At 62.3% G+C, this 19,140-nt stretch carries 18 protein-coding genes; 6 read left to right on the top strand and 12 right to left on the bottom strand.

The window, feature by feature from the left end; all coding sequences use genetic code 11:
* Positions 1–224: 224 nt before the first annotated feature.
* Positions 225–986: an SDR family oxidoreductase gene (locus tag AC1Z1G_RS08415; RefSeq protein ID WP_483626349.1), complete on the bottom strand. Its 762-nt coding sequence runs from the start codon at positions 984–986 to the stop codon at positions 225–227.
* A 235-nt stretch (positions 987–1,221) separates the two neighbouring features.
* Here AC1Z1G_RS08415 and AC1Z1G_RS08410 point away from each other — a divergent pair, with 235 nt between their 5' ends.
* The gene (locus AC1Z1G_RS08410) at positions 1,222–2,226 is read left to right on the top strand and encodes an NADP-dependent oxidoreductase (RefSeq protein ID WP_483626348.1); all 1,005 of its coding nucleotides are present in this window, start codon (positions 1,222–1,224) and stop codon (positions 2,224–2,226) included.
* Positions 2,227–2,298: 72 nt separating this feature from the next.
* Here the strand turns inward: AC1Z1G_RS08410 and pyrF are convergent, their stop codons facing one another.
* The gene (pyrF, locus tag AC1Z1G_RS08405; protein ID WP_483626346.1) at positions 2,299–2,997 is read right to left on the bottom strand and encodes an orotidine-5'-phosphate decarboxylase; all 699 of its coding nucleotides are present in this window, start codon (positions 2,995–2,997) and stop codon (positions 2,299–2,301) included.
* Positions 2,998–3,291: 294 nt separating this feature from the next.
* Between pyrF and AC1Z1G_RS08400 the strand changes: the two genes are divergently transcribed.
* Both AC1Z1G_RS08400 and AC1Z1G_RS08395 read left to right on the top strand, forming a co-directional pair.
* Complete coding sequence (locus tag AC1Z1G_RS08400; RefSeq protein ID WP_483626344.1) at positions 3,292–4,056, top strand: response regulator; 765 nt, start codon at positions 3,292–3,294, stop codon at positions 4,054–4,056.
* The gene (locus AC1Z1G_RS08395; RefSeq protein WP_483626343.1) at positions 4,056–5,108 is read left to right on the top strand and encodes a sensor histidine kinase; all 1,053 of its coding nucleotides are present in this window, start codon (positions 4,056–4,058) and stop codon (positions 5,106–5,108) included. Before AC1Z1G_RS08400 ends, AC1Z1G_RS08395 begins: the two co-directional genes overlap by 1 nt.
* Before the next feature lie 109 nt (positions 5,109–5,217).
* On the opposite strand, the gene AC1Z1G_RS08390 is transcribed toward AC1Z1G_RS08395, so the two are convergent.
* The 10 genes from AC1Z1G_RS08390 to AC1Z1G_RS08345 form a co-directional block, all read right to left on the bottom strand.
* Positions 5,218–6,270, bottom strand: coding sequence for an AI-2E family transporter (locus tag AC1Z1G_RS08390; protein ID WP_483626342.1), 1,053 nt, complete (start codon positions 6,268–6,270; stop codon positions 5,218–5,220).
* A gap of 71 nt (positions 6,271–6,341) precedes the next feature.
* On the bottom strand, positions 6,342–7,148 hold the full coding sequence (locus AC1Z1G_RS08385; protein ID WP_483626341.1) for a DUF4892 domain-containing protein: 807 nt from the start codon (positions 7,146–7,148) through the stop codon (positions 6,342–6,344).
* A 23-nt stretch (positions 7,149–7,171) separates the two neighbouring features.
* A complete protein-coding gene (locus AC1Z1G_RS08380) occupies positions 7,172–7,831 on the bottom strand; it encodes a glutathione S-transferase family protein (protein WP_483626339.1) in 660 nt (219 codons plus the stop codon).
* Between the two features lie 50 nt (positions 7,832–7,881).
* The gene (locus AC1Z1G_RS08375) at positions 7,882–8,736 is read right to left on the bottom strand and encodes an alpha/beta hydrolase (RefSeq protein ID WP_483626337.1); all 855 of its coding nucleotides are present in this window, start codon (positions 8,734–8,736) and stop codon (positions 7,882–7,884) included.
* Positions 8,733–9,539 carry an alpha/beta fold hydrolase gene (locus tag AC1Z1G_RS08370; protein ID WP_483626336.1) on the bottom strand — a complete coding sequence of 269 codons (807 nt, stop codon included), beginning with the start codon at positions 9,537–9,539 and terminating at the stop codon, positions 8,733–8,735. The genes AC1Z1G_RS08375 and AC1Z1G_RS08370 overlap by 4 nt, the downstream gene beginning before the upstream one ends.
* A 151-nt stretch (positions 9,540–9,690) precedes the next feature.
* Positions 9,691–10,134 (bottom strand): hotdog fold thioesterase, encoded by a 444-nt coding sequence (locus AC1Z1G_RS08365; RefSeq protein WP_483626334.1) that lies wholly within the window; start codon positions 10,132–10,134, stop codon positions 9,691–9,693.
* A 31-nt stretch (positions 10,135–10,165) separates the two neighbouring features.
* Positions 10,166–11,833, bottom strand: coding sequence for an AMP-binding protein (locus AC1Z1G_RS08360; RefSeq protein ID WP_483626332.1), 1,668 nt, complete (start codon positions 11,831–11,833; stop codon positions 10,166–10,168).
* A 256-nt stretch (positions 11,834–12,089) separates the two neighbouring features.
* Positions 12,090–12,539: a phosphohistidine phosphatase SixA gene (gene sixA, locus AC1Z1G_RS08355; protein ID WP_483626330.1), complete on the bottom strand. Its 450-nt coding sequence runs from the start codon at positions 12,537–12,539 to the stop codon at positions 12,090–12,092.
* The gene (locus AC1Z1G_RS08350) at positions 12,536–12,883 is read right to left on the bottom strand and encodes a DUF4389 domain-containing protein (RefSeq protein WP_483626329.1); all 348 of its coding nucleotides are present in this window, start codon (positions 12,881–12,883) and stop codon (positions 12,536–12,538) included. Before AC1Z1G_RS08350 ends, sixA begins: the two co-directional genes overlap by 4 nt.
* Before the next feature lie 31 nt (positions 12,884–12,914).
* Complete coding sequence (locus AC1Z1G_RS08345) at positions 12,915–13,940, bottom strand: NAD(P)H-dependent glycerol-3-phosphate dehydrogenase (RefSeq protein WP_483626327.1); 1,026 nt, start codon at positions 13,938–13,940, stop codon at positions 12,915–12,917.
* Between the two features lie 197 nt (positions 13,941–14,137).
* Between AC1Z1G_RS08345 and AC1Z1G_RS08340 the strand changes: the two genes are divergently transcribed.
* The 3 genes from AC1Z1G_RS08340 to AC1Z1G_RS08330 are packed head-to-tail and all read left to right on the top strand — an operon-like array spanning position 14,138 to position 19,075.
* Positions 14,138–16,261: a TonB-dependent receptor plug domain-containing protein gene (locus AC1Z1G_RS08340; protein ID WP_483626325.1), complete on the top strand. Its 2,124-nt coding sequence runs from the start codon at positions 14,138–14,140 to the stop codon at positions 16,259–16,261.
* A 1-nt stretch (position 16,262) separates the two neighbouring features.
* Positions 16,263–17,177 carry an ABC transporter substrate-binding protein gene (locus tag AC1Z1G_RS08335; protein ID WP_483626324.1) on the top strand — a complete coding sequence of 305 codons (915 nt, stop codon included), beginning with the start codon at positions 16,263–16,265 and terminating at the stop codon, positions 17,175–17,177.
* Positions 17,174–19,075 carry a response regulator gene (locus AC1Z1G_RS08330; protein WP_483626322.1) on the top strand — a complete coding sequence of 634 codons (1,902 nt, stop codon included), beginning with the start codon at positions 17,174–17,176 and terminating at the stop codon, positions 19,073–19,075. The genes AC1Z1G_RS08335 and AC1Z1G_RS08330 overlap by 4 nt, the downstream gene beginning before the upstream one ends.
* The last annotated feature ends 65 nt before the right edge of the window (positions 19,076–19,140 follow it).

The following is a 19,140-nucleotide window of genomic DNA, read 5'->3' as shown; positions in this document are numbered from 1 at the left end:
TCTCCCTAACCGGTTGTTTTTTCTGCTCGCAGTTAAGCACAGGCACCCGCGGAACGATGTGCGACAACGCCGTCAAAAAGCGCTGAGCTAACGCTTTGAAACACATCGCTCCAGGCTCGTCGTCAGGCATGCTTGAGACAAAGAAAAACCCCGCGTGATAGCGCGGGGTTTTCCTACGTGACAGGCTTTCGTTTCACCACAGAACCAGAGCTGTTTGCGCTCGATCAGATCGCCGTCACACCACCATCGACTGCCAGTGAATGGCCTGTGGTGAACGCCGCACCGTCGCTGCACAGATAGAGCACCGCGCTGGCGATTTCCTCAACCTTGCCAATACGCCCGACCGGGTGCATCGCACTGGCAAAGTCGCCCTTTTTCGGATCTGCCTCATACGCCCGGCGGAACATGTCGGTGTCGATCACCGCCGGGCATACCGCGTTGACCCGGATTTTCTTCTTCGCATACTCGATCGCCGCCGATTTGGTAAGGCCGATCACGGCATGCTTGGACGCCGCGTAGATGCTCATTTTCGGCGCAGCGCCCAGCCCTGCCACGGACGCGGTATTGACGATGGCCCCGCCGCCCTGAGCGAGCATCAAGGGCAACTGGTACTTCATGCACAGCCAGACACCTTTGACGTTGACGTCCATGATCGCGTCGAACTCCTCCACCGTGCCCTCTGCAAGTTTGCCTTTTTCGATCTCGATCCCGGCGTTATTGAAGGCGTAGTCGACACGGCCATACACATTCACGGCCTGCGCCATCAAGTTCTGGACATCGGCTTCCAGGGTGACATTGCAGCGCACGAACACGGCTTCGCCGCCAGCGGCCCGAATCAGTTGGACCGTGCCCTCGCCACCCGTCACATCGAGGTCGCAAACCACGACTTTCAAGCCTTCGGCGGCGAATGCCAGGGCCGTTGCGCGGCCGATACCGGCGGCTGCGCCTGTCACCAAAGCTACCTGGCCGGAAAACGTCATGCTCATTGATCTGTCCTCGAATCGTGCGGGGGTGGGTCGTGTTCCCGCAGTCTAGCCACAGCCGCTGACCACGCGGCAGCACTATCAAACACCCGGTGGGTCCACCATCGACGACAGTGATAAGTGCACCGGCACTATCATCACAAGACTGGATCAGGCTGCATTCGCCGGGCCTGCAAACCTTGCGACATCTGCCGCGAGGGTCTATCAATCAGACTCCATTGAATGATGAGTACTCACCATGACTGCCCAGATCAACCGTCAGTTCCTCCTCGCCAAACGCCCGGTGGGTGCGGCGACTCGCGAAACCTTCACCTATCAGCAGGTTCCGGTCGGCGAACCGGCGGCGGGCCAGATCCTGGTCAAGAACGAGTACCTGTCACTGGACCCGGCCATGCGTGGCTGGATGAACGAAGGCAAGTCGTACATCCCCCCCGTGGGCATTGGTGAAGTCATGCGGGCGCTGGGCGTGGGCCAGGTCATTGCATCGAACAACCCGGGGTTTGCGGTGGGCGACTACGTCAACGGCGCACTGGGTGTGCAGGATTACTTCCTGGGCGAGCCAAGAGGTTTCTACAAGGTCGATCCGAAACTGGCTCCGTTGCCGCGCTACCTGTCAGCGCTGGGCATGACCGGCATGACCGCCTATTTCGCCCTGCTCGATGTCGGCGCGCCGAAGGCCGGTGAAACCGTGGTGCTGTCTGGCGCCGCCGGTGCGGTAGGCAGCATCGCCGGGCAGATCGCCAAGATCAAAGGCTGCCGCGTGGTCGGCATTGCGGGCGGCGCGGACAAGTGCAGGTTTTTGATGGATGAGTTGGGCTTCGACGGTGTCATCGACTACAAGAATGAAGACGTCATTGCCGGCCTCAAACGCGAATGCCCGAAAGGGGTCGATGTGTATTTCGACAACGTCGGCGGCGATATTCTCGACGCCGTGCTCAGCCGCCTGAACATGAAGGCACGCGTGGTGATCTGCGGCGCAATCAGCCAGTACAACAACAAAGAGGCAGTCAAGGGACCGGCCAATTACCTGTCGCTACTGGTCAACCGCGCGCGAATGGAGGGTTTCGTGGTGATGGATTATGCCGCGCAGTTCGCCGCTGCCGGCCAGGAGATGGCCGGGTGGATGGCCAAGGGGCAACTCAAGAGCAAGGAAGACATCGTTGAAGGGCTTGAGACGTTCCCGGAAACGCTGATGAAACTGTTCAGCGGCGAGAACTTCGGCAAGCTGGTGTTGAAGGTTTAACCCGATTTTTCAATACACCACAAACCAATGTGGGAGCGAGCCTGCTCCCACATTTGGATCTTCAGTGTTGGGTTAAGCGATTTCGGCCACAACATCCGCCAAGGCTTTGGCCGGGTCAGCCGCCTGGCTGATCGGACGACCGATTACCAGGTAGTCGGAACCGGCATCCAGGGCCTGGCGTGGCGTCAGGATTCGGCGCTGGTCGTCCTGGGCGCTGCCCGCCGGACGAATCCCCGGGGTCACCAGTTGGAGCGACGGGTGCGCGGCTTTCAGCGCCTGGGCTTCCAGGGCCGAGCACACCAGGCCATCCATCCCGGCCTTCTGCGCCAATGCCGCGAGGCGCAGCACCTGCTCCTGCGGTTCGATGTCCAGGCCGATGCCCGCCAGATCCTCACGCTCCATGCTGGTCAGCACGGTCACGCCGATCAGCAGCGGCTTGGAGCCCGTACGCTGGTCGAGCACTTCACGGCACGCGGCCATCATGCGCAGACCACCGGAGCAGTGCACGTTGACCATCCACACGCCCATTTCCGCCGCAGCCTTGACCGCCATGGCGGTGGTGTTCGGGATGTCGTGGAACTTGAGGTCCAGGAACACCTCGAAACCCTTGTCGCGCAGGGTTCCGACGATTTCAGAAGCGCAACTGGTGAACAGTTCTTTACCGACTTTGACCCGGCACAGTTTCGGGTCCAACTGGTCGGCCAGCTTCAGTGCGGCGTCACGGGTAGGGAAATCCAGGGCGACGATGATAGGAGTCTGGCAGGCGGACATGAGTGGGCTCTCAGGCAAGTCGAAATCGGCGCGCATTGTAGCGGAACGCGAGCCCGTACGGGACCCGAAGATCGGTAATTCATCCTCAACGGCACCCACAACCCGCGCAACACACTCAATTGTGTCGACTTCGATACACATAAGACACCTCCACTACATTCGCCGGGGCTACCCTGATGCGCCACACCACGTCCTTGCAGCGCTTCCCGCCTTGCGGCCGGACGCCTATGCTGAAGTCACAACCTCGCAGCCTATCTTTTGTGGTTGGCAGCCTCCATGGCAGATGAATCCTCCATGCACAACAGTCCAGCTCCGATGAATGATGACCTGAAAACGTCCGCCCCGGCCGACGACAAACGCTGGAACACCCGCGCGCTGATCGTCGACGATGACGTGCCGATCCGCGAGCTGCTGATCGACTACCTGGCCCGCTTCAACATCCTCGCCAGTGGCGTGACCGATGGCAACGCCATGCGCCAGGCGTTGTTGGCCGAGCACTTCGACGTGGTGGTCCTCGACCTGATGCTGCCTGGCGAAGACGGTTTATCGCTGTGCCGCTGGCTGCGTAGCGAGTCGGACATTCCGATCCTGATGCTCACCGCCCGTTGTGAGCCCACCGACCGGATCATCGGCCTGGAGCTGGGTGCCGACGATTACATGGCCAAGCCGTTCGAACCACGGGAGCTGGTGGCGCGGATCCAGACCATCTTGCGCCGGGTGCGCGACGACCGCACCGAGCAGCGCGCCAATATTCGTTTCGACAACTGGCGGCTCAACAGTGTGTTGCGTCAGTTGATCGCAGACGATGGCCTGGTGGTGCCGCTGTCGAACGCCGAATTCCGCCTGCTCTGGGTGTTCATCGAACGCCCGCGCCGGGTGCTTAGCCGCGAACAGTTGCTCGACGCGGCCCGGGGTCGTTCGATCGAAGCGTTTGATCGCAGCATCGACCTGCTGGTCTCGCGCTTGCGGCAAAAACTTGGCGACGACCCCAAGGCCCCACAGCTGATCAAGACTGTACGTGGCGAGGGTTACCTGTTCGATGCCCGAGACATCGGCTGATGCGCATGCGCTTCGATACGCTGTTCGGCCGCCTGTTCGGGGTGCTGCTGGTGGCGATCGTGCTGGCGCACTTGCTGGCGTTCTTCTGGTTTCACCATTACGGCCCTCCCCCTGCGCCGCAGCGGTTTTCCGCCGAGTTTGACGGGACGCGCCCGCCCCACCCCCGCTTCGAACCGCGACCGCCACGGCCGTGGTTTGGCGGGCCGTTGGTGCCGCTGACCTTCCAGTTCATTTCCCTGATCATTGCCGCCTGGTACGGCGCCAAGTTGCTGAGCCGGCCGATCCAGCGCTTGAGCGCCGCCGCCGAACGCCTTAGCGAAAACCTCGACAGCCCGCCGCTCGATGAGTCCGGCCCGCGCGAGGCCCGGCAAGCCGCGCACACCTTCAACCTGATGCAGCAACGCATTCGTCAGCAAGTGCAGCAGCGCGGGCGCATGCTCGGCGCTGTGTCCCATGACCTGCGCACGCCGCTGTCACGCCTCAAGCTACGGCTTGAGCAGATTGACGACAACAAGTTGCAGGGGCAGATGCGCCAGGACCTCGACGACATGATCGGCATGCTCGACGCTACCCTCAGCTACCTGCACGAACAACGCACCAGCGAGGCCTGGCAGTTGATGGATGTGCAGGCACTGGTCGAATCCCTCAGCGAAAATGCTCAGGATCAGGGCGCCGACGTTCAGGCCCAAGGCCACTGCGCGCCGTTGCACGTACAGCCGATGGCCTTGCGCTCCTGCCTCAACAACCTGTTGGACAACGCCTTGCGCTACGCCGGGCACGCCTTGATCAGCCTTGAAGATAACCGCGAGCAGTTGCTGATTCGTGTCATTGATCACGGCCCGGGGATCGCGGCAGACAAACGTGAAGCGGTGTTCGAGCCGTTCTTTCGCCTGGAAGGTTCGCGCAATCGCAACTCCGGTGGCGTTGGTCTGGGCATGACCATCGCCCGGGAGGCCGCGCAACGCATGGGCGGGCAGTTGAGCCTGGAAGAAACCCCGGGAGGCGGCCTGACGGCGGTCGTTCGCCTGCCACGCACGCCTGTTTCCCTGTAGGCAGCACAACGGGTACGCCGCTGATCGGGCCCGCGTCTGAATGTCGCGATCCTACCGTGGTGGCAAGGGAACCTGCGCCCTCGCCTCCGTCAGTCAGTCAGTCAGTCAGTCAGCGTTTATCTTCAACCCGCACCTGGCTCGCGCTCCAGTCGATCAGCAGGCTGTACGCCACCGCCAGCAAGGTCGGACCGATAAACAGGCCGATGAAACCGAAGGCAATCAACCCGCCAAACACCCCCAGCAACACAATCACCAGCGGCAGGTTACCGCCACGGCTGATGAGGTAGGGTTTGAGTACGTTGTCGACACCACTGATGATGAACGTGCCCCAGATACCGAGGAACACCGCCATCCCGTACTCACCTTTCCAGGCCAGCCACGCCGTGGCGGGAATCCACACCAGCGGTGGGCCCATGGGAATCAGGCTGAGCAGGAAAGTCACGATGCCCAGCACCAGCGCACCGGGGACACCGGCGATCAGGAAACCGATCACCGCCAGGACGGCCTGAGCGGCAGCAGTGCCGATCACCCCGTTGACCACCCGCTGCACCGTACCGGCCACCAGTTCGATGTAGTAGCCGGCGCGATCACCGATCAGCCGCTCCAGCAAACGATGGACGAACATCGCCAGGCGCGGGCCGTCACGGTAGAAAAAGAACACGAATACGATACTTAAGGTCAGTTCCAGGATACCGCCGCCGATCTGCGCACTGCGCGCCAGCAACCAGTTGCCGACCTGTCCCAGATAGGGTTTGACCGCCAGCATCAGCGCCGCCCCCTGTTGATCGATGCTGTTCCAGAGTCCCACCAGCCGTTCCCCGACCAAAGGAACCGTTGCCAGCCAGACCGGCGCTTCCGGCAGGCCATCAACCTGAACATCCTTGATGAACGTCGTGGCATCGCGCACATGATCAGCCAGGTTCAACCCCAGCCAGACCATCGGCGCCGCCACCAGCACCATCCAGCCCAGGGTCAGCAACGCGGCCGCAAGCGACTCGCGCCCGTTAAGCAAACGGGTCAGCAGGCGCATCAGCGGCCAACTGGCGAACGCCAGCACCGCCCCCCAGAACAGCGCCGACCAGAACGGCGCCATCACCCAGAAACTGGCGCCAAACAACACCAGCAACAGAATCTGCACCAACAGTCGATCGTTATTGAGCATGAACAGTCTCGTGAAAGGTCAATCGACAAAGAGTAGGCGAACGGCGGGCCGCACGTTCGCCCCAGAGCGGTTTATCGCAGCAATTCGATATGCAGGCCCGGCGTGTCGACCGTGCCGGTCTCCATCCTAGCCGCCCGAACGCCCTGCCCCACCAGCGCCTGGCGCCAGGCTTCAGCCGTGGCACCGGATAAACTGACCCGCAACGTGGTGTCCAGGTTCAACCCGCGTGAAAGCAAGGTCAACCATGCGGCTTGTGGCTCGCCGCCGAGCTTGGCGAAGTCCAGGGTGCCGGTATCCTTGAGTTGACGCAGCAAGGTCGCCGAGGTCGGCAGCAGCTCACCCAGCGGCGCATTGGCGTCGAACTGCTCGACATGCAGGTAAGCCCGGCGATTGCCACGGGTGATGCTGTAGAGCGCCACCAGTGAATTGTCCTGCGGGGCCGCGAGACGCAATAGCAGGTAGGCCTGTTCGTTGTCGGAGCCATACAGCTTGGCGTTGCCGAAGACTTCGTTGGCCCAAAGGCTGCTTTCGCCGCAATCTCGGGCCTGGCACCAGAACAGCAGCTCCGCGCCCTGCTTTTGCAAGGCTTCGCGGGCGGCGGTGAAGGCCTCGGTAGACGAATGTTCCGGCGGCAACTCATACGTTACCGAAGTGGCTTGCCCCCGGGCACTGACTTGACCGTCGAAGCGCAACTGACCGCTGATCTTGCGGATCGACCCCATGGGATAGATTCGCTCAAGCGGCGCGGCGGGCCGATAGTCGACGATCTGGGCATCGGCCATACGCGGCACCAGCGGTAAATCGTGACTTGCGGGGACATCGGCGGCAAACACCAGCGAACTGAAACACCCCAACCCCAACAGACTGATTAAACGCATGCTTTTCAACCTTGAAGGCACTCTCATCGGATCAGCATGGCCTGGGCACCCTTGACGACGCTGGCGTCGTCGATGCGTTGCGGCACCAACAAACCACGCTGGACCGCCGGGCGCGCGGCCATGGCCGCCATCCAGCGCTGCAAGGCCGGCAAGCCATCCACCGACACCCCGGACCATTCATGACCACGCACCCACGGGTAGGTGGCGATGTCGGCAATACTGTACTTGTCGGCGAGAAACTCGACGACTTCCAGGCGCGTGTTCAGCACTTCATACAAGCGCCGAGTTTCATGCTGGTAGCGGTCGATGGCGCCCTGGAGTTTTTCCGGAAAGTAACGGAAAAACACGTTGGCCTGGCCCTGCATCGGGCCGATGCCGCCCATCTGAAACATCAGCCACTGGATCGCCACTGAGCGTCCTTTCGGGTCCGTGGGCAGCAGTTGCCCGCTCAGTTCGGCGAGGTAGATGAGAATCGCGCCGGATTCGAACACGGCAAAGTCGCCGTTGGCGCGGTCGACAATCGCCGGAATCCGGCCATTGGGGTTGATCTTGAGAAAGGCAGGTGCCTTTTGTTCCTTCTGGTCGAAACTCAAGGCATGCACCGTGTAGGGCAGGCCGAGCTCCTCGAGCACGATAGAGACCTTGTGGCCATTCGGGGTCGCAGCGGTGTAGAGATCTATCATGGTTGTCTCCCATTTCAACCCGCCCAGCCTCGACAGTTGCCCGCTGCAAGTCAAGGAACGGCGAAGAACCGATTGAAACAGTCTGCAACAAGGGCGGCGCCAGGCTCGTCATTGAGGTGCAAATGATGGCCGCCGGGCAGCTGTTCACGGCTAAAGGGTAGACGTTCAAGCAACTCCGAATGCTTGGCGAGCATGCCGTCAGCCGCAACCACCAATTGCGCAGGACAACTGACCCGCTGCACGAAGGACATGGCCTGTTCTTCTGACAGACGCAACGGGGACGCCAGGGTCAGGCGACTGTCGGTGCGCCAGGTGTAACCGCCCGCCACGGGCATCAAACCGCGCTGAGCCAATAACCCGGCGGCTTCCCGACTGACCGCCACCACGCCCTTCATCCGGGCCTCGATGGCCCGGTCCAGCGTGGTGTAGACCGGTTTGCGCTTTTCTTGCAGGTCCAGTTGCGCTTGCAAGGCCATGCCCATGCGCTCGGCCGCGTTATCGTGGGTCGCGGTCGGTGGAATCACCCCGTCGATCAGCGCCAGGTGGGTCACCCGTTCCGGCAAGGCACCGGCCAGCACCACCGAAACAATCGCGCCCATGGAATGGCCCAGCAGCGCAAAACGCTTCCAGCCTAACTGCTCGGCGACGCACAGCACATCGTGAGCGTAATCCCACAACGCATAACCGGCGCCCACCGGTCGATGCCCGGAATGACCGTGACCGGCCATGTCCAGCGCGACGATACGCAGCCCTTTGAGCCGGGGTGCCAGGCGAGCAAAGCTGTTGGCGTTATCCAGCCAGCCGTGCAAGGCAATTACCGGCAGCCCGTCTTCCGGGCCGAACAGGTGCGCCGCCAGCTCGATGTGCGGCAGGCTCAGGCGAACCTCTTCGACGGCCGGGCTCATGCGCAACTGCGCTCGTGGCGCCCTTGCCAACGGCTGAAAAGTTCCTTGAGCAGCGTCGCGGTGTCTTGCGGGCGCTCCAGCGGAAACATGTGGCCGCCGGGCATGGTCAGGGATTCACCGTGGGGCATGCGCCCGACCGAGCTGGCGTGATGACGCATGACCACCCGGCTCTGGCGGCCGCGCACCACCGCCAATGGCACTTTCAACTGCCGGGTACGACCGGGGCTGACATGAGGCACACCGCGATAAATGCTGATTTCCGTCGCGGGATCAAAGCGCAACCGCAACCGGTCACCGACCTGATGCAGACCGTGTTGCAGGTAGGCGTCGAAGCATTCCGGGTCAAAGCCACGGAACAGGGTTTTACCCGCGAAATAGCGGCGGGCCGTTTCCAGGTCAGTGAACTCTTCGCGACGCCCCAGCGTGCGCCCGGCCGGGGTCAGACGGTCGATGAAGCCAAAACGCTTGGCTGCGCGGATCACCCACTGGTCGGTCCGGGTCAGCACTGGCGAATCGAGCATCACCACCCCGCGATACAGCTGCGGGCAACGCAGCGCGGCATGCAGGTGCAACACACCGCCAAACGAATGGCCGACGCCCCACACCGGCTCGGGTTGTTGTTCCAGATGATGAATCAGCTCGTCCACCAGGTTGTGCCAGTTATCGTCCGCCGGGAACCGTGGGTCATGAGCGTGCTGCTGCAAGTGTGCAACCTGATACTCCGGCGCCAACGCCGCGAACAACTTGCCGTAAGTGCCCGAAGGAAAGCCGTTGGCGTGGGTAAAAAAAATCTGCTGCGACATAGCGGCGTGTCCGAAAAAACCAAAACAGGTGTTGATTGTCCGTAAGACACCGCCTGACAGCAATGACCGTAACTGCCAGGAATGATGACAGTCAGGCCGTGTGAGGGGTAACCGGGTCCTTTCGCCATACAACACGCCTCACTGTGCGCCGTTACCGCATCGGCGGCGTTTCACCCAACGGCACCACCGCCATGGTCAGGCGCGACACGCAACTGGCCTTGCCTTCGTCGCTGCTCAGGCGGATGTCCCAGACATGGGTGGTGCGGCCGATGTGGATGGCTTTTGCCACGGCACTCACCCGCCCGCTGCGCAGGCCACGCAAGTGGTTGGCGTTGATTTCCAGGCCCACGCAATAGAACTTGCTGGCGTCGATACACAGGAAACTGGCCATGGAGCCGACCGTTTCAGCCAGCACCACCGAAGCGCCGCCATGCAGCAAACCGTAAGGTTGGTGGGTGCGGTGGTCGATGACCATGCTCGCAGTCAGTGATTCGTCATCGAACGCCTCGAAACGAATATCCAGCACCTCGCCAATGGTGTTTTTCTGAATCGCGTTCAGTTGGTCGATGTTGGGAACAGTGCGCCACAGGCTCATGACTAGGTCCTTTTGTTGGTTTTATTCGCGATCAATCCTGCCACAACACGGCTTCGGAACGTGCGCTCCATTCCTCGAAACGAGCGCCATATGCGGCCTCGATGACGTTGCGCTTGATCTTCAGGGTAGGCGTCAGGAAGCCGTTTTCCACCGCCCAGTTGTCCTTGACCACCACCAACCGCCGTAGCCGCTCATGCTTGTCGAGGCCGCCGTTGACCTCATCGAGCAAGGTTTCCAGGCTCGACTGCAACCCGTTGCGCGCACTGCTGGCGGCGTCCTGCAAGCCCACCGCCGACAGCACGCACAGCCCCAGCGGCGCACTCAATCCATCACCGACCACGCACACCTGTTCGATGCGCGAATGCACCGCCAGGCGATTTTCAATCGGCGCCGGGGCAACGTATTTGCCTTTGCTGGTCTTGAAGATTTCCTTGAGCCGCCCGGTCAGGCGCAGGTTGCCTTCGGCGTCCTGCTCACCCTTGTCGCCGGTGCGCAAAAAACCGTCCTGCGTAATGGTCTCGGCGGTTTTCTGCGGCTCCTTGTAGTAGCCGAGCATCGTCGCCCCGCTCCGCACCTGGACCTCGCCGGACGCATCGATACGCACCTCGACCTCCGGGCACGGTTTGCCAATCCAGCCAGGGCGGTTCTGGCCCGGCAGGCAGATGTGGGAATAACCGCAGCTCTCGGTCATGCCGTAGACCTCCAGCACGTCCAGCCCGAGCCGTTGATACCAGCGCAGCAAAGTCTGCGGCACAGGCGCGGCCCCCGACAGCGCCACGCGCAAGGCGTCCAGCCCAAGCCCGGCCAGCACTTTGCGCCCCACCCGCTTGCCGATGATGGGCAGCCCCAACAGGAAATCCAGGCGTTTGGCCGGGACCTTGCTGTACACGCCCATCTGGAATTTGGTCCAGATACGCGGTACGCCAAACAGTGCGGTCGGCCGGGCGCGTTGCAAATCGGTGATGAAGGTTTCCAGGCTTTCGGCAAAAAACACGGTCTGCCCGGTGTAGATCGACGCCAGCTCCACAAACATCCGTTCAGCCACATGGCACAGCGGCAGGTAGGACAGAAGCCGATCCGACTCATTGAGCCCGAACAGCCCGGTGCCATGGGTGGTGGCAAAACCGAGGGTGCCAAAACTGTGCATCACGCCTTTGGGCAGGCCCGTGGTGCCGGAGGTGTAGATGATCGTCGCCAACTGCCCCGCACCGGGCGACGGTTGGTCCTGAATCGGTGAACTCGCTTGCAGGTCATCCCAGGTGAAATCGAACGCCCCTGGCGGGCACAGCGGCAGGCTGATGGTCGGCAAGTCGGGGCTGAGCCCCGGCGCCATGCCCGGCCAGTCATCGAGTTTGCCGATGAACGCCAGCGCCGCTTCGGAGTGCTCCAGTACTTGCGCCACCGAGTCGGCGGTCAGGTTTGGATAAAGGGGAACGCTGACGTGGCCCGCCATCCAGATCGCCAGGTCGGCAATGATCCAGTGCGCGCAGTTTTTCGAGATCAGGGCAATGTGGCTGCCCTGGGGCAATTCCCGGGCTCGCAGCCAATGGGCGGCGCAGCGGGCCTGGTGACCAACGTCGGCCCAGGTCAGGGTTTGCACCTGCCCACCGCCCAATGGCTGGACCAGATAACGTTGATGGGGGTGACGGGCTTCGCGCTCAAAGAACACTTGCAGCGGCAAACGAAAAGCGGCGGACATGGCAGGCGCTCCTTTTTGTTCGATGTGGCGGCAAGCGTAGTCAACCAAGCAACTGCTTGGTTGGCTATTTCACACAAAAACCAAACAACGGACGCGATCAAACTGTGGCGAGGGAGCTTGCTCCCGCTGGGCTGCGAAGCGGCCCCACTTTCTACAACTGCGTTGCGCCAGACAAACCACATCGACAATATTTGCGCCTGCTGCGCAGCCGAGCGGGAGCAAGCTCCCTCGCCACAGAAAGCTCCTTGGCTCGACCTTACGGATGTTTGACGCTATTGAGCGTCATGCCCCCCGCCAGCGGCAAATCAGCTTCAAGCTCGGCCAGGCTGGCGGTGTTCATCGGCTGCGGCGCCCGCAGGTGGCCGTGCTGCAAGAACCCGATCAGGTTGCCCACCAGCGGCTGATGGCTGACCAGCAGCAGGTTGTCTGTCGTGTCGAGCTGATCCACAGCGGCCAGCGGATTGCTGTCTGGCGTCAGCCACGGCACCGTGCGGATCTCGGGCTCGAAACCCAACGCCTCGCGCACCAGTTGTGCGGTCTGTTGCGCCCGCACGTAGGGGCTGGCGAGGATCGCCTGGATCGGCTGGCCGATCAGTTGCGCCGCGCTGCGCAAGACTTCTTCGCGGCCGTGGGCAGTCAGTTCCCGTTCGGCGTCGCTACGGGCGTGAGACTCGGCTTCACCGTGACGCAACACCCAGAGCTTCATAGCTTTGGCTCCTCATCGCGAGCCGAATGCGGCGCCGGTGGCACCGTGTGCGGGGCTTCGCCTTCGGGCTTGCGCGGGGTCGGCCAGTCGGCGAACGGCCACGGTTTCTGGTCACTGTGAAAACTGCCGAAACGGCCGATCTGCGCCAGGAACTGGCTCAGGCTGTCGCCGAAGTTCATCAGGCTCGCACTCGGCGCACCGTAGATCAGCCGATAGATGAGCTGCACCAGCACCACCGCGCCGAGGATGAACTGCGCCACTTGCCAGACCAGCACATAAATCAGCATCCACAGTACGCGCAGCAGAATGGATTCGTACTTGGCTTCTACTTTTGGATCGTTCATGTCTCGCTCCCTGCCCCTGTAAACGGGGTGCTCAGTTGAAACCGCTGGTGGAGATAAAGTCGACATCGGTTTTCGGCTCGCCACGCATCAGCAACTCGATGACCTGATTGAGCGTGCGCCCTTCAAACAGAATCGCATGTAAACCGGCGACCAGCGGCATGTAGACGCCCACTTCCTGGGCCTTGGCCTTGAGCACTTTGAGGGTGTTGACGCCCTCGGCGACTTCGCCCAGGCGTGTCACCGCATCCTCCAGGCTCAAGCCCTGACCCAGGGCGAAACCGACCTGGTAGTTACGGCTTTTGTCGGACGAGCAGGTGACGATCAGGTCACCGACCCCGGCCAGCCCCAGGAAGGTCATCGGGTTGGCACCCTGATTCACCGCAAAACGGGTCATTTCCGCCAGTGCCCGGGTAATCAGCATGCTTTTGGTGTTTTCACCCATGCCCAGCGCCACGGCCATGCCGGCGATGATCGCGTAGACGTTTTTCAGTGCACCACCCAGCTCCACGCCAAAACGGTCGGCGCTGGCGTATACCCGGAAGGTCCGGCCGTGCAAGGCCTCCTGGACCCGCTGGCAAAGCGCTTCGTCTTCGCTGGCAACCACGGTGGCGGTCAACGCGTGCTCGGCGACTTCACGGGCCAGGTTAGGCCCGGACAACACGCCGATGCGCGCCTTGGGGGCGATCTCTTCGAGGATCTGGCTCATCAGTTTGAATGTATGGGCTTCGATGCCTTTAGTCAGGCTCACCAGCAGCTTGCCGTCAAGGCAATCGGCATGGGGCGCCAGCACCGCGCGCAAGGCGCTGGACGGCAGCGCGACGAAGCACAGGTCGCAAGCGGTGAGGGTCGCCAGCAAGTCGGTGACCGGCTCCACTCCCGGATGGATCTTGATGCCCTTGAGGTAGCGTGGATTCTCGCGATTGACCCGAATGGCCTCGGCCTGTTCCGGGTCTCGCATCCACTGCCGCACCGGATGACCGTTCTCGGCCAGCAGATTGGCCACGGCGGTCCCGAAACTTCCGCCTCCCAGGACCGCAATTGGGCGCTGTTCAGTCATATGCAATCCGTTAATCCATACCAGTGGCGATGTCGGCATTATACGGAGCGGCCCACGGCGGGCCAGCCCTCATCACAATTACCTGCACTTGTAGGAAGTCGACCATCAAAACCGAGGAAAATGCCGGCATCGTGACTGGAAAACTCGACCAGCTCGGTTACCATGCGCGCCAATTATTCGCTTACCAAGGCTGTGCCGTGTCTTTTGGCCCTCCCCTCCCTCGTTCGTCATTCGTCCTGGCGCTGCTTTTCAGTGCACCCGTGCTGGGCGATGACCTGTTCCTGGACGATCAACCGCTCCCCCAGGTCCTGACCGCCACGCGCCTCAAACAATCGCCGGCGGCGGTGCCGGGCAGCATGACGGTGATCGACAGTGAACTGATCAAGGCCAGCGGTGCCCGGGACATCAGCGAATTATTGCGCCTGGTACCGGGGATGATGGTCGGCAACATCAATGGCAATCAGGCGGCGGTGAACTACCACGGCACCAGCGCCAGCGAAGCGCGGCGGATGCAGGTGCTGATCGACGGACGCTCGGTGTACCGCGCCGGCCTGGCGACAGTGGACTGGAGCGACATCCCCGTGGCCATGGAAGACATCGAGCGCATCGAAGTCTTTCGCGGTCCCAACACCGTCAGCTACGGCGCCAATGCGCTGATGGCGGTGGTCAACGTCATCACCCGCGCACCGGCCAACAGCCATGGCACGCGCATGAAGATCACCCGAGGCCAGCGCGGCATCAGCGACTGGTACGCCAGCCAGGGCACCGGTTGGGACGGTGGCGACCTGCGTTTGTCGCTGTCCGGCCAGGAAGACGACGGTTTTGACACCGACCGCACGGGCGCCGATTACCGCGACAGCCGCCGCTTGAACCGCTTCAGCCTCGCCGTCAGCCAGACGCTGAACGAGCAGCAGAGCCTGGACTGGCAACTGAACGCCAAGGACGGCAGCAATCAGCGGCCGTATACCTACCGTCCGGTGTTCTCCGGGATTACCTCAGCCGGTAACAACTCCGACGTGATTGCCAAGGACTACGCCGGCTCCGTGCGCTGGAACCTGGACATCAATGCGGATCACAGCCTCTATGTGCAGGGTTCAGCCCAGCACTGGGACCGCCAGCAGACCTGGCGCGCCTGCGACGCCGAAGTTTCGTTCAGCCCGGAACTGACCCGGCTCTGGCAGCTCAACCCCAACTACACCGAGCGCCTGGCGCGCCACATGGAACGCTTCACCGGCACCGGCGCCCCCGCCGGCACTCCGGCCGAACAGGCACTGGGCAATCAAGTGCTGGAGCAATGGCGAAACGGCGCCCGACAGACGATCTGCGGTGACATCGACCAAAGCTCCCGGGAATCGCGCTACGACCTCGAAGTGCAGGACACCTTGAGCCTGTCCGACAGCCTGCGGCTGGTCAGCGGCGTCAACTATCGTTACGACCGGGCCGACTCCGAGACGTACTTCAATGGCACCCTCGACGACACCACCTGGCGCGTGTTCGGCCAACTTGAGTGGCGGGCCAGCGAACACTGGCTGCTGCAAGGTGGCGCCATGTTCGAAAATACCCAGTTGATCGGCAGCTCGCTGACCCCGCGGGTGGCGGTCAATTACCTGATCAACCCGCGCCATGGCCTGCGGGCGGTGTATTCGGAGGCCATACGTTCGCCCGACATGTTCGAGAACAACGTCAACTGGAGCTACCGGGTAACCAACCTCAGCCCCGGCGCCTACGGGCAATCCAGCGCCCGCTACTTCGTCAAGACCCGTGGCCCCGGCGATCTCGACCAGGAACACATGCGCTCGCGGGAGCTGGGCTATAACGGCTTTTTCGTCGACCTGGGGCTGAACGTCGACGTCAAACTGTTCTACGACGAAATCACCGGAATGATCAGCGAGCCGCTGCGCAACAATCAGTTCATTGCCAGCAACAGCAACGCTGCACGCTTCAGTGGCGCAGAAACCCAGCTCGACTGGCATCTCGGCAGCAATGATCGTTTGCGCCTGACCTACGCCTACGTCGACGCCGACGCGAGCAACCCACGCGACGAACAACAGAGCGCACGCAACAGTGGCTCCGCGGGTTGGCTGCGGGACTGGGGCAACGGCTGGAACAGCGCGCTCTTCTACTATGGGGACGACGCGCTCAACGGCTACCGCTTCGAGCGGGTCGACACACGCGTGGCCAAACGCATCGCCCTGGGGCGGGCCAACCTGGAACTGGCCGCCATCCTCCAGCAGCGCCTGGACAACCAGCCGACGACCTTCGTCGACAACCGCTACGATTCGCGCCACGTGCTGTATGTCAGCGCGGAGTTAGAGTTCTGACATGCCGACGTCCACCCTTTGGCGCATAGTCTGCGTCGGGATGTTGTTGCTGAGCTGGCCAGGATTCAGTGCCCCCGCGCGGGCGGCCGATGTTTTGCTGACCGGTGCCCACGACAGCCCGGCCGTCCAGGCCTTTACCCAGGCACTGGCCAGGCAGCGGCCCAACGACAACGTGCGCTTCGCCCCGTTTGCCAGCCTGCCGGTGCCGGCCAGGCTACCGGCCAGCACCCGACTGATCCTGCTCGACCTGCCGAGCCTGGACTGGCGCCTGCAAGACACTCAGGGACCAGCGACCCTCGTGCTGCGCATCAGCCGTCTGCAAGCCAATCAGCGCTTGGGCAGCAACGTGCCGGCACGCCTGACGCTTTTGTGGAGTGATCCACCGCTGATCCGCCAACTGCGCCTGACGAAAAAACTACTGCCCCAAGCGCAGCGGGTCGGCGTGCTGTACGGCAAAGGCAGCGAGTTTTTACTCAAGGAACTGCAACAGGCTGCCCGCCCCCTGGGCCTGAAGATCATCGCCGAGCGCTGGGACAACACGCAGGACAGCCGCCCGTTGCAAACCTTGCTGCGCAACAGCGACGTGCTGTTGGGGCTGGACGACCCCGGGCTCTACAACCCGAAAACCGCCAAGAACCTGTTGCTCAGCAGCTACGGTCGACAACTCGCGCTGATCGGTCCCAATGCCGGCTTCGTCAAGGCCGGCAGCCTGGCCAGTACCTACAGCGATCAAAATGACTGGTTGCAGATGCTCGATCATCTGCTGGACCGTCCACCGGCCAGTTGGCCACGCGCGTTGTACCCGCAACCCTTCAAAGTATTGAGCAACCCGCAAGTCGCCCGCTCCCTGGGCATCGAACAGATCGACCCCGGGACCGTGGCCGCCCAGTTGGCCGAAGGAGAAAACCGTCCATGAGCTTGCGTCGCCGTTGGGACATCAGCACCCGCACCCAAATCATCAGCCTCGGCCCGGCCTTGCTGCTGACCTTGCTGCTGATCAGCTTCTTCACGTTCGTGCGGCTGCAGGATTTGCGTCAGGAGCTCAACCACACCGGTCAGTTGATCGCCAACCAACTGGCGCCCGCCACCGAGTACGGAGTGATCTCCGGCAACAACGAGGTGCTCGAAAGCCTGATGAAGGCGTCGTTGGCCACGCCCCATGTGCGCTTTCTCGAAGTCCAGGACAGCACCAACCACATCTTGGTGTACGTCGAGCAGCCGTCGGAAATCCACAACCGCTCGCAGAAGGTCGAAGTGTTCCAGGCCCCGGTTCGCTTGCAGCGGATTGCACTCAGTAACGATTTTCTTCAGAGCCCGCAGGCACCGGCCCATGCCACCGCCGAGGATTATCTGGGGCGAGTGATTGTCGGCATGTCCAACGATGCCTTCAGCCAGCGCCAGCAGGAAATCCTCCTCAAGGCTGGCGTCCTCGCCTTGTTCGCCCTGCTCTTTACCTTTCTCGTCGCCCGGCGCCTGGCGGCCGGCCTGTCGAAGCCGCTGCGCGACATCGGCAACGCGGTCAAGGCGATACAACAGGGCGATTACAAAACCCCGCTGCCGATCGTCGACGACACCGAACTCGGTGCACTGTCGCGGCACATCAATAACCTGGCCAACGGCCTGGAAGTCGCCAGCCGCGAGCAGCACCAGGCCATGGCGCAACTGATCCAGACCCGCGAAGAAGCAGAGAAAGCCAACAACGCCAAATCCGACTTCCTGGCGATGATGAGCCACGAACTGCGCACGCCGATGAATGGTGTGCTGGGCATGCTGCAACTGCTCGAAACCACCGACATGACCGAGGAACAGAGCGAGTATGCCGCGCTGGCGTCCGAATCCACCGAGCACTTGCTCAAGGTCATCAACGACATTCTCGATTTCTCGCGCATCGAGCGTTCGGCCCTGGAACTGGAACATATCCCGTTCAACCTCGCCGAGCTGATCGGCAACTCGGCCCAGTCTTTCCAGCACAGCGCCACGCAGCGCGGGCTGAGCCTGGACCTGCTGATCCCCGACGACATGCAGGCCCTGCAGGTGCTGGGCGACCCGACACGGATCCGGCAGATCCTGGTCAACCTGATCGGCAACGCCTTGAAATTCACCGAACAGGGGCGGATCTCGATCGAGGCGCAGTGGCAAGCGCTGGACCACGAAGTGTTGTGGTTCACCTGCACCGTGCGCGACAGCGGAATCGGCATTTCGGCGCAAAGCCTGGAGTCGATGTTCAATGCCTTCCAGCAGGCCGACAGCTCGATCTCCCGGCGTTACGGCGGCACCGGGCTGGGCCTGCCGATTGCCCGGACCCTCGCCGAGCGGATGGGCGGCACCCTGCGGGCCCAGAGCGAAGAAGGCCTGGGCTCGGTGTTCACCCTGGAAATTCCGCTGGCACTGTCCAGGCTCACACTGCCGGTGCTGGCGCCACGTACGCCAGCCGGCAACGGTCATGGCGAAGGCCGCAATGTGTTGCTGGTCGAAGATAATCCGGTCAATCAGACGGTCATCCAGGCAATGTTGCGCAGCCTGGGCTTCACTGTCAGTGTGGCCACCGATGGTGCGCAGGCGGTGAAGAGTGCCGAGAGCCTGATGTTCGAGGCGATCCTGATGGATTGCCGGTTGCCAGTCATCGACGGTTACGAAGCCACCCGACAGATCCGTGAACTGCCAGGCTGCGCCGATGTGCCGATCATCGCGCTGACCGCCAATGCCTTGCAGGGGGACCGCGAGGCCTGCCTGTCAGCGGGCATGAACGACTATCTGGCCAAGCCTTTCAAACGCACTGATCTGCAGCAAATTCTTCAGCGTTGGGTGCAGTAGCACAGAGCTATCGACCATCTGCGACTGGCGTGAAAGGCGAAAGTGCGGCAGTCTTAGCCTCCGAA

This window comes from Pseudomonas sp. JL27(2026) (assembly GCF_056933555.1).
The sequence above is the reverse complement of the archived record's forward strand: the minus strand, read 5'-3'. Positions and strand labels throughout refer to the sequence as shown.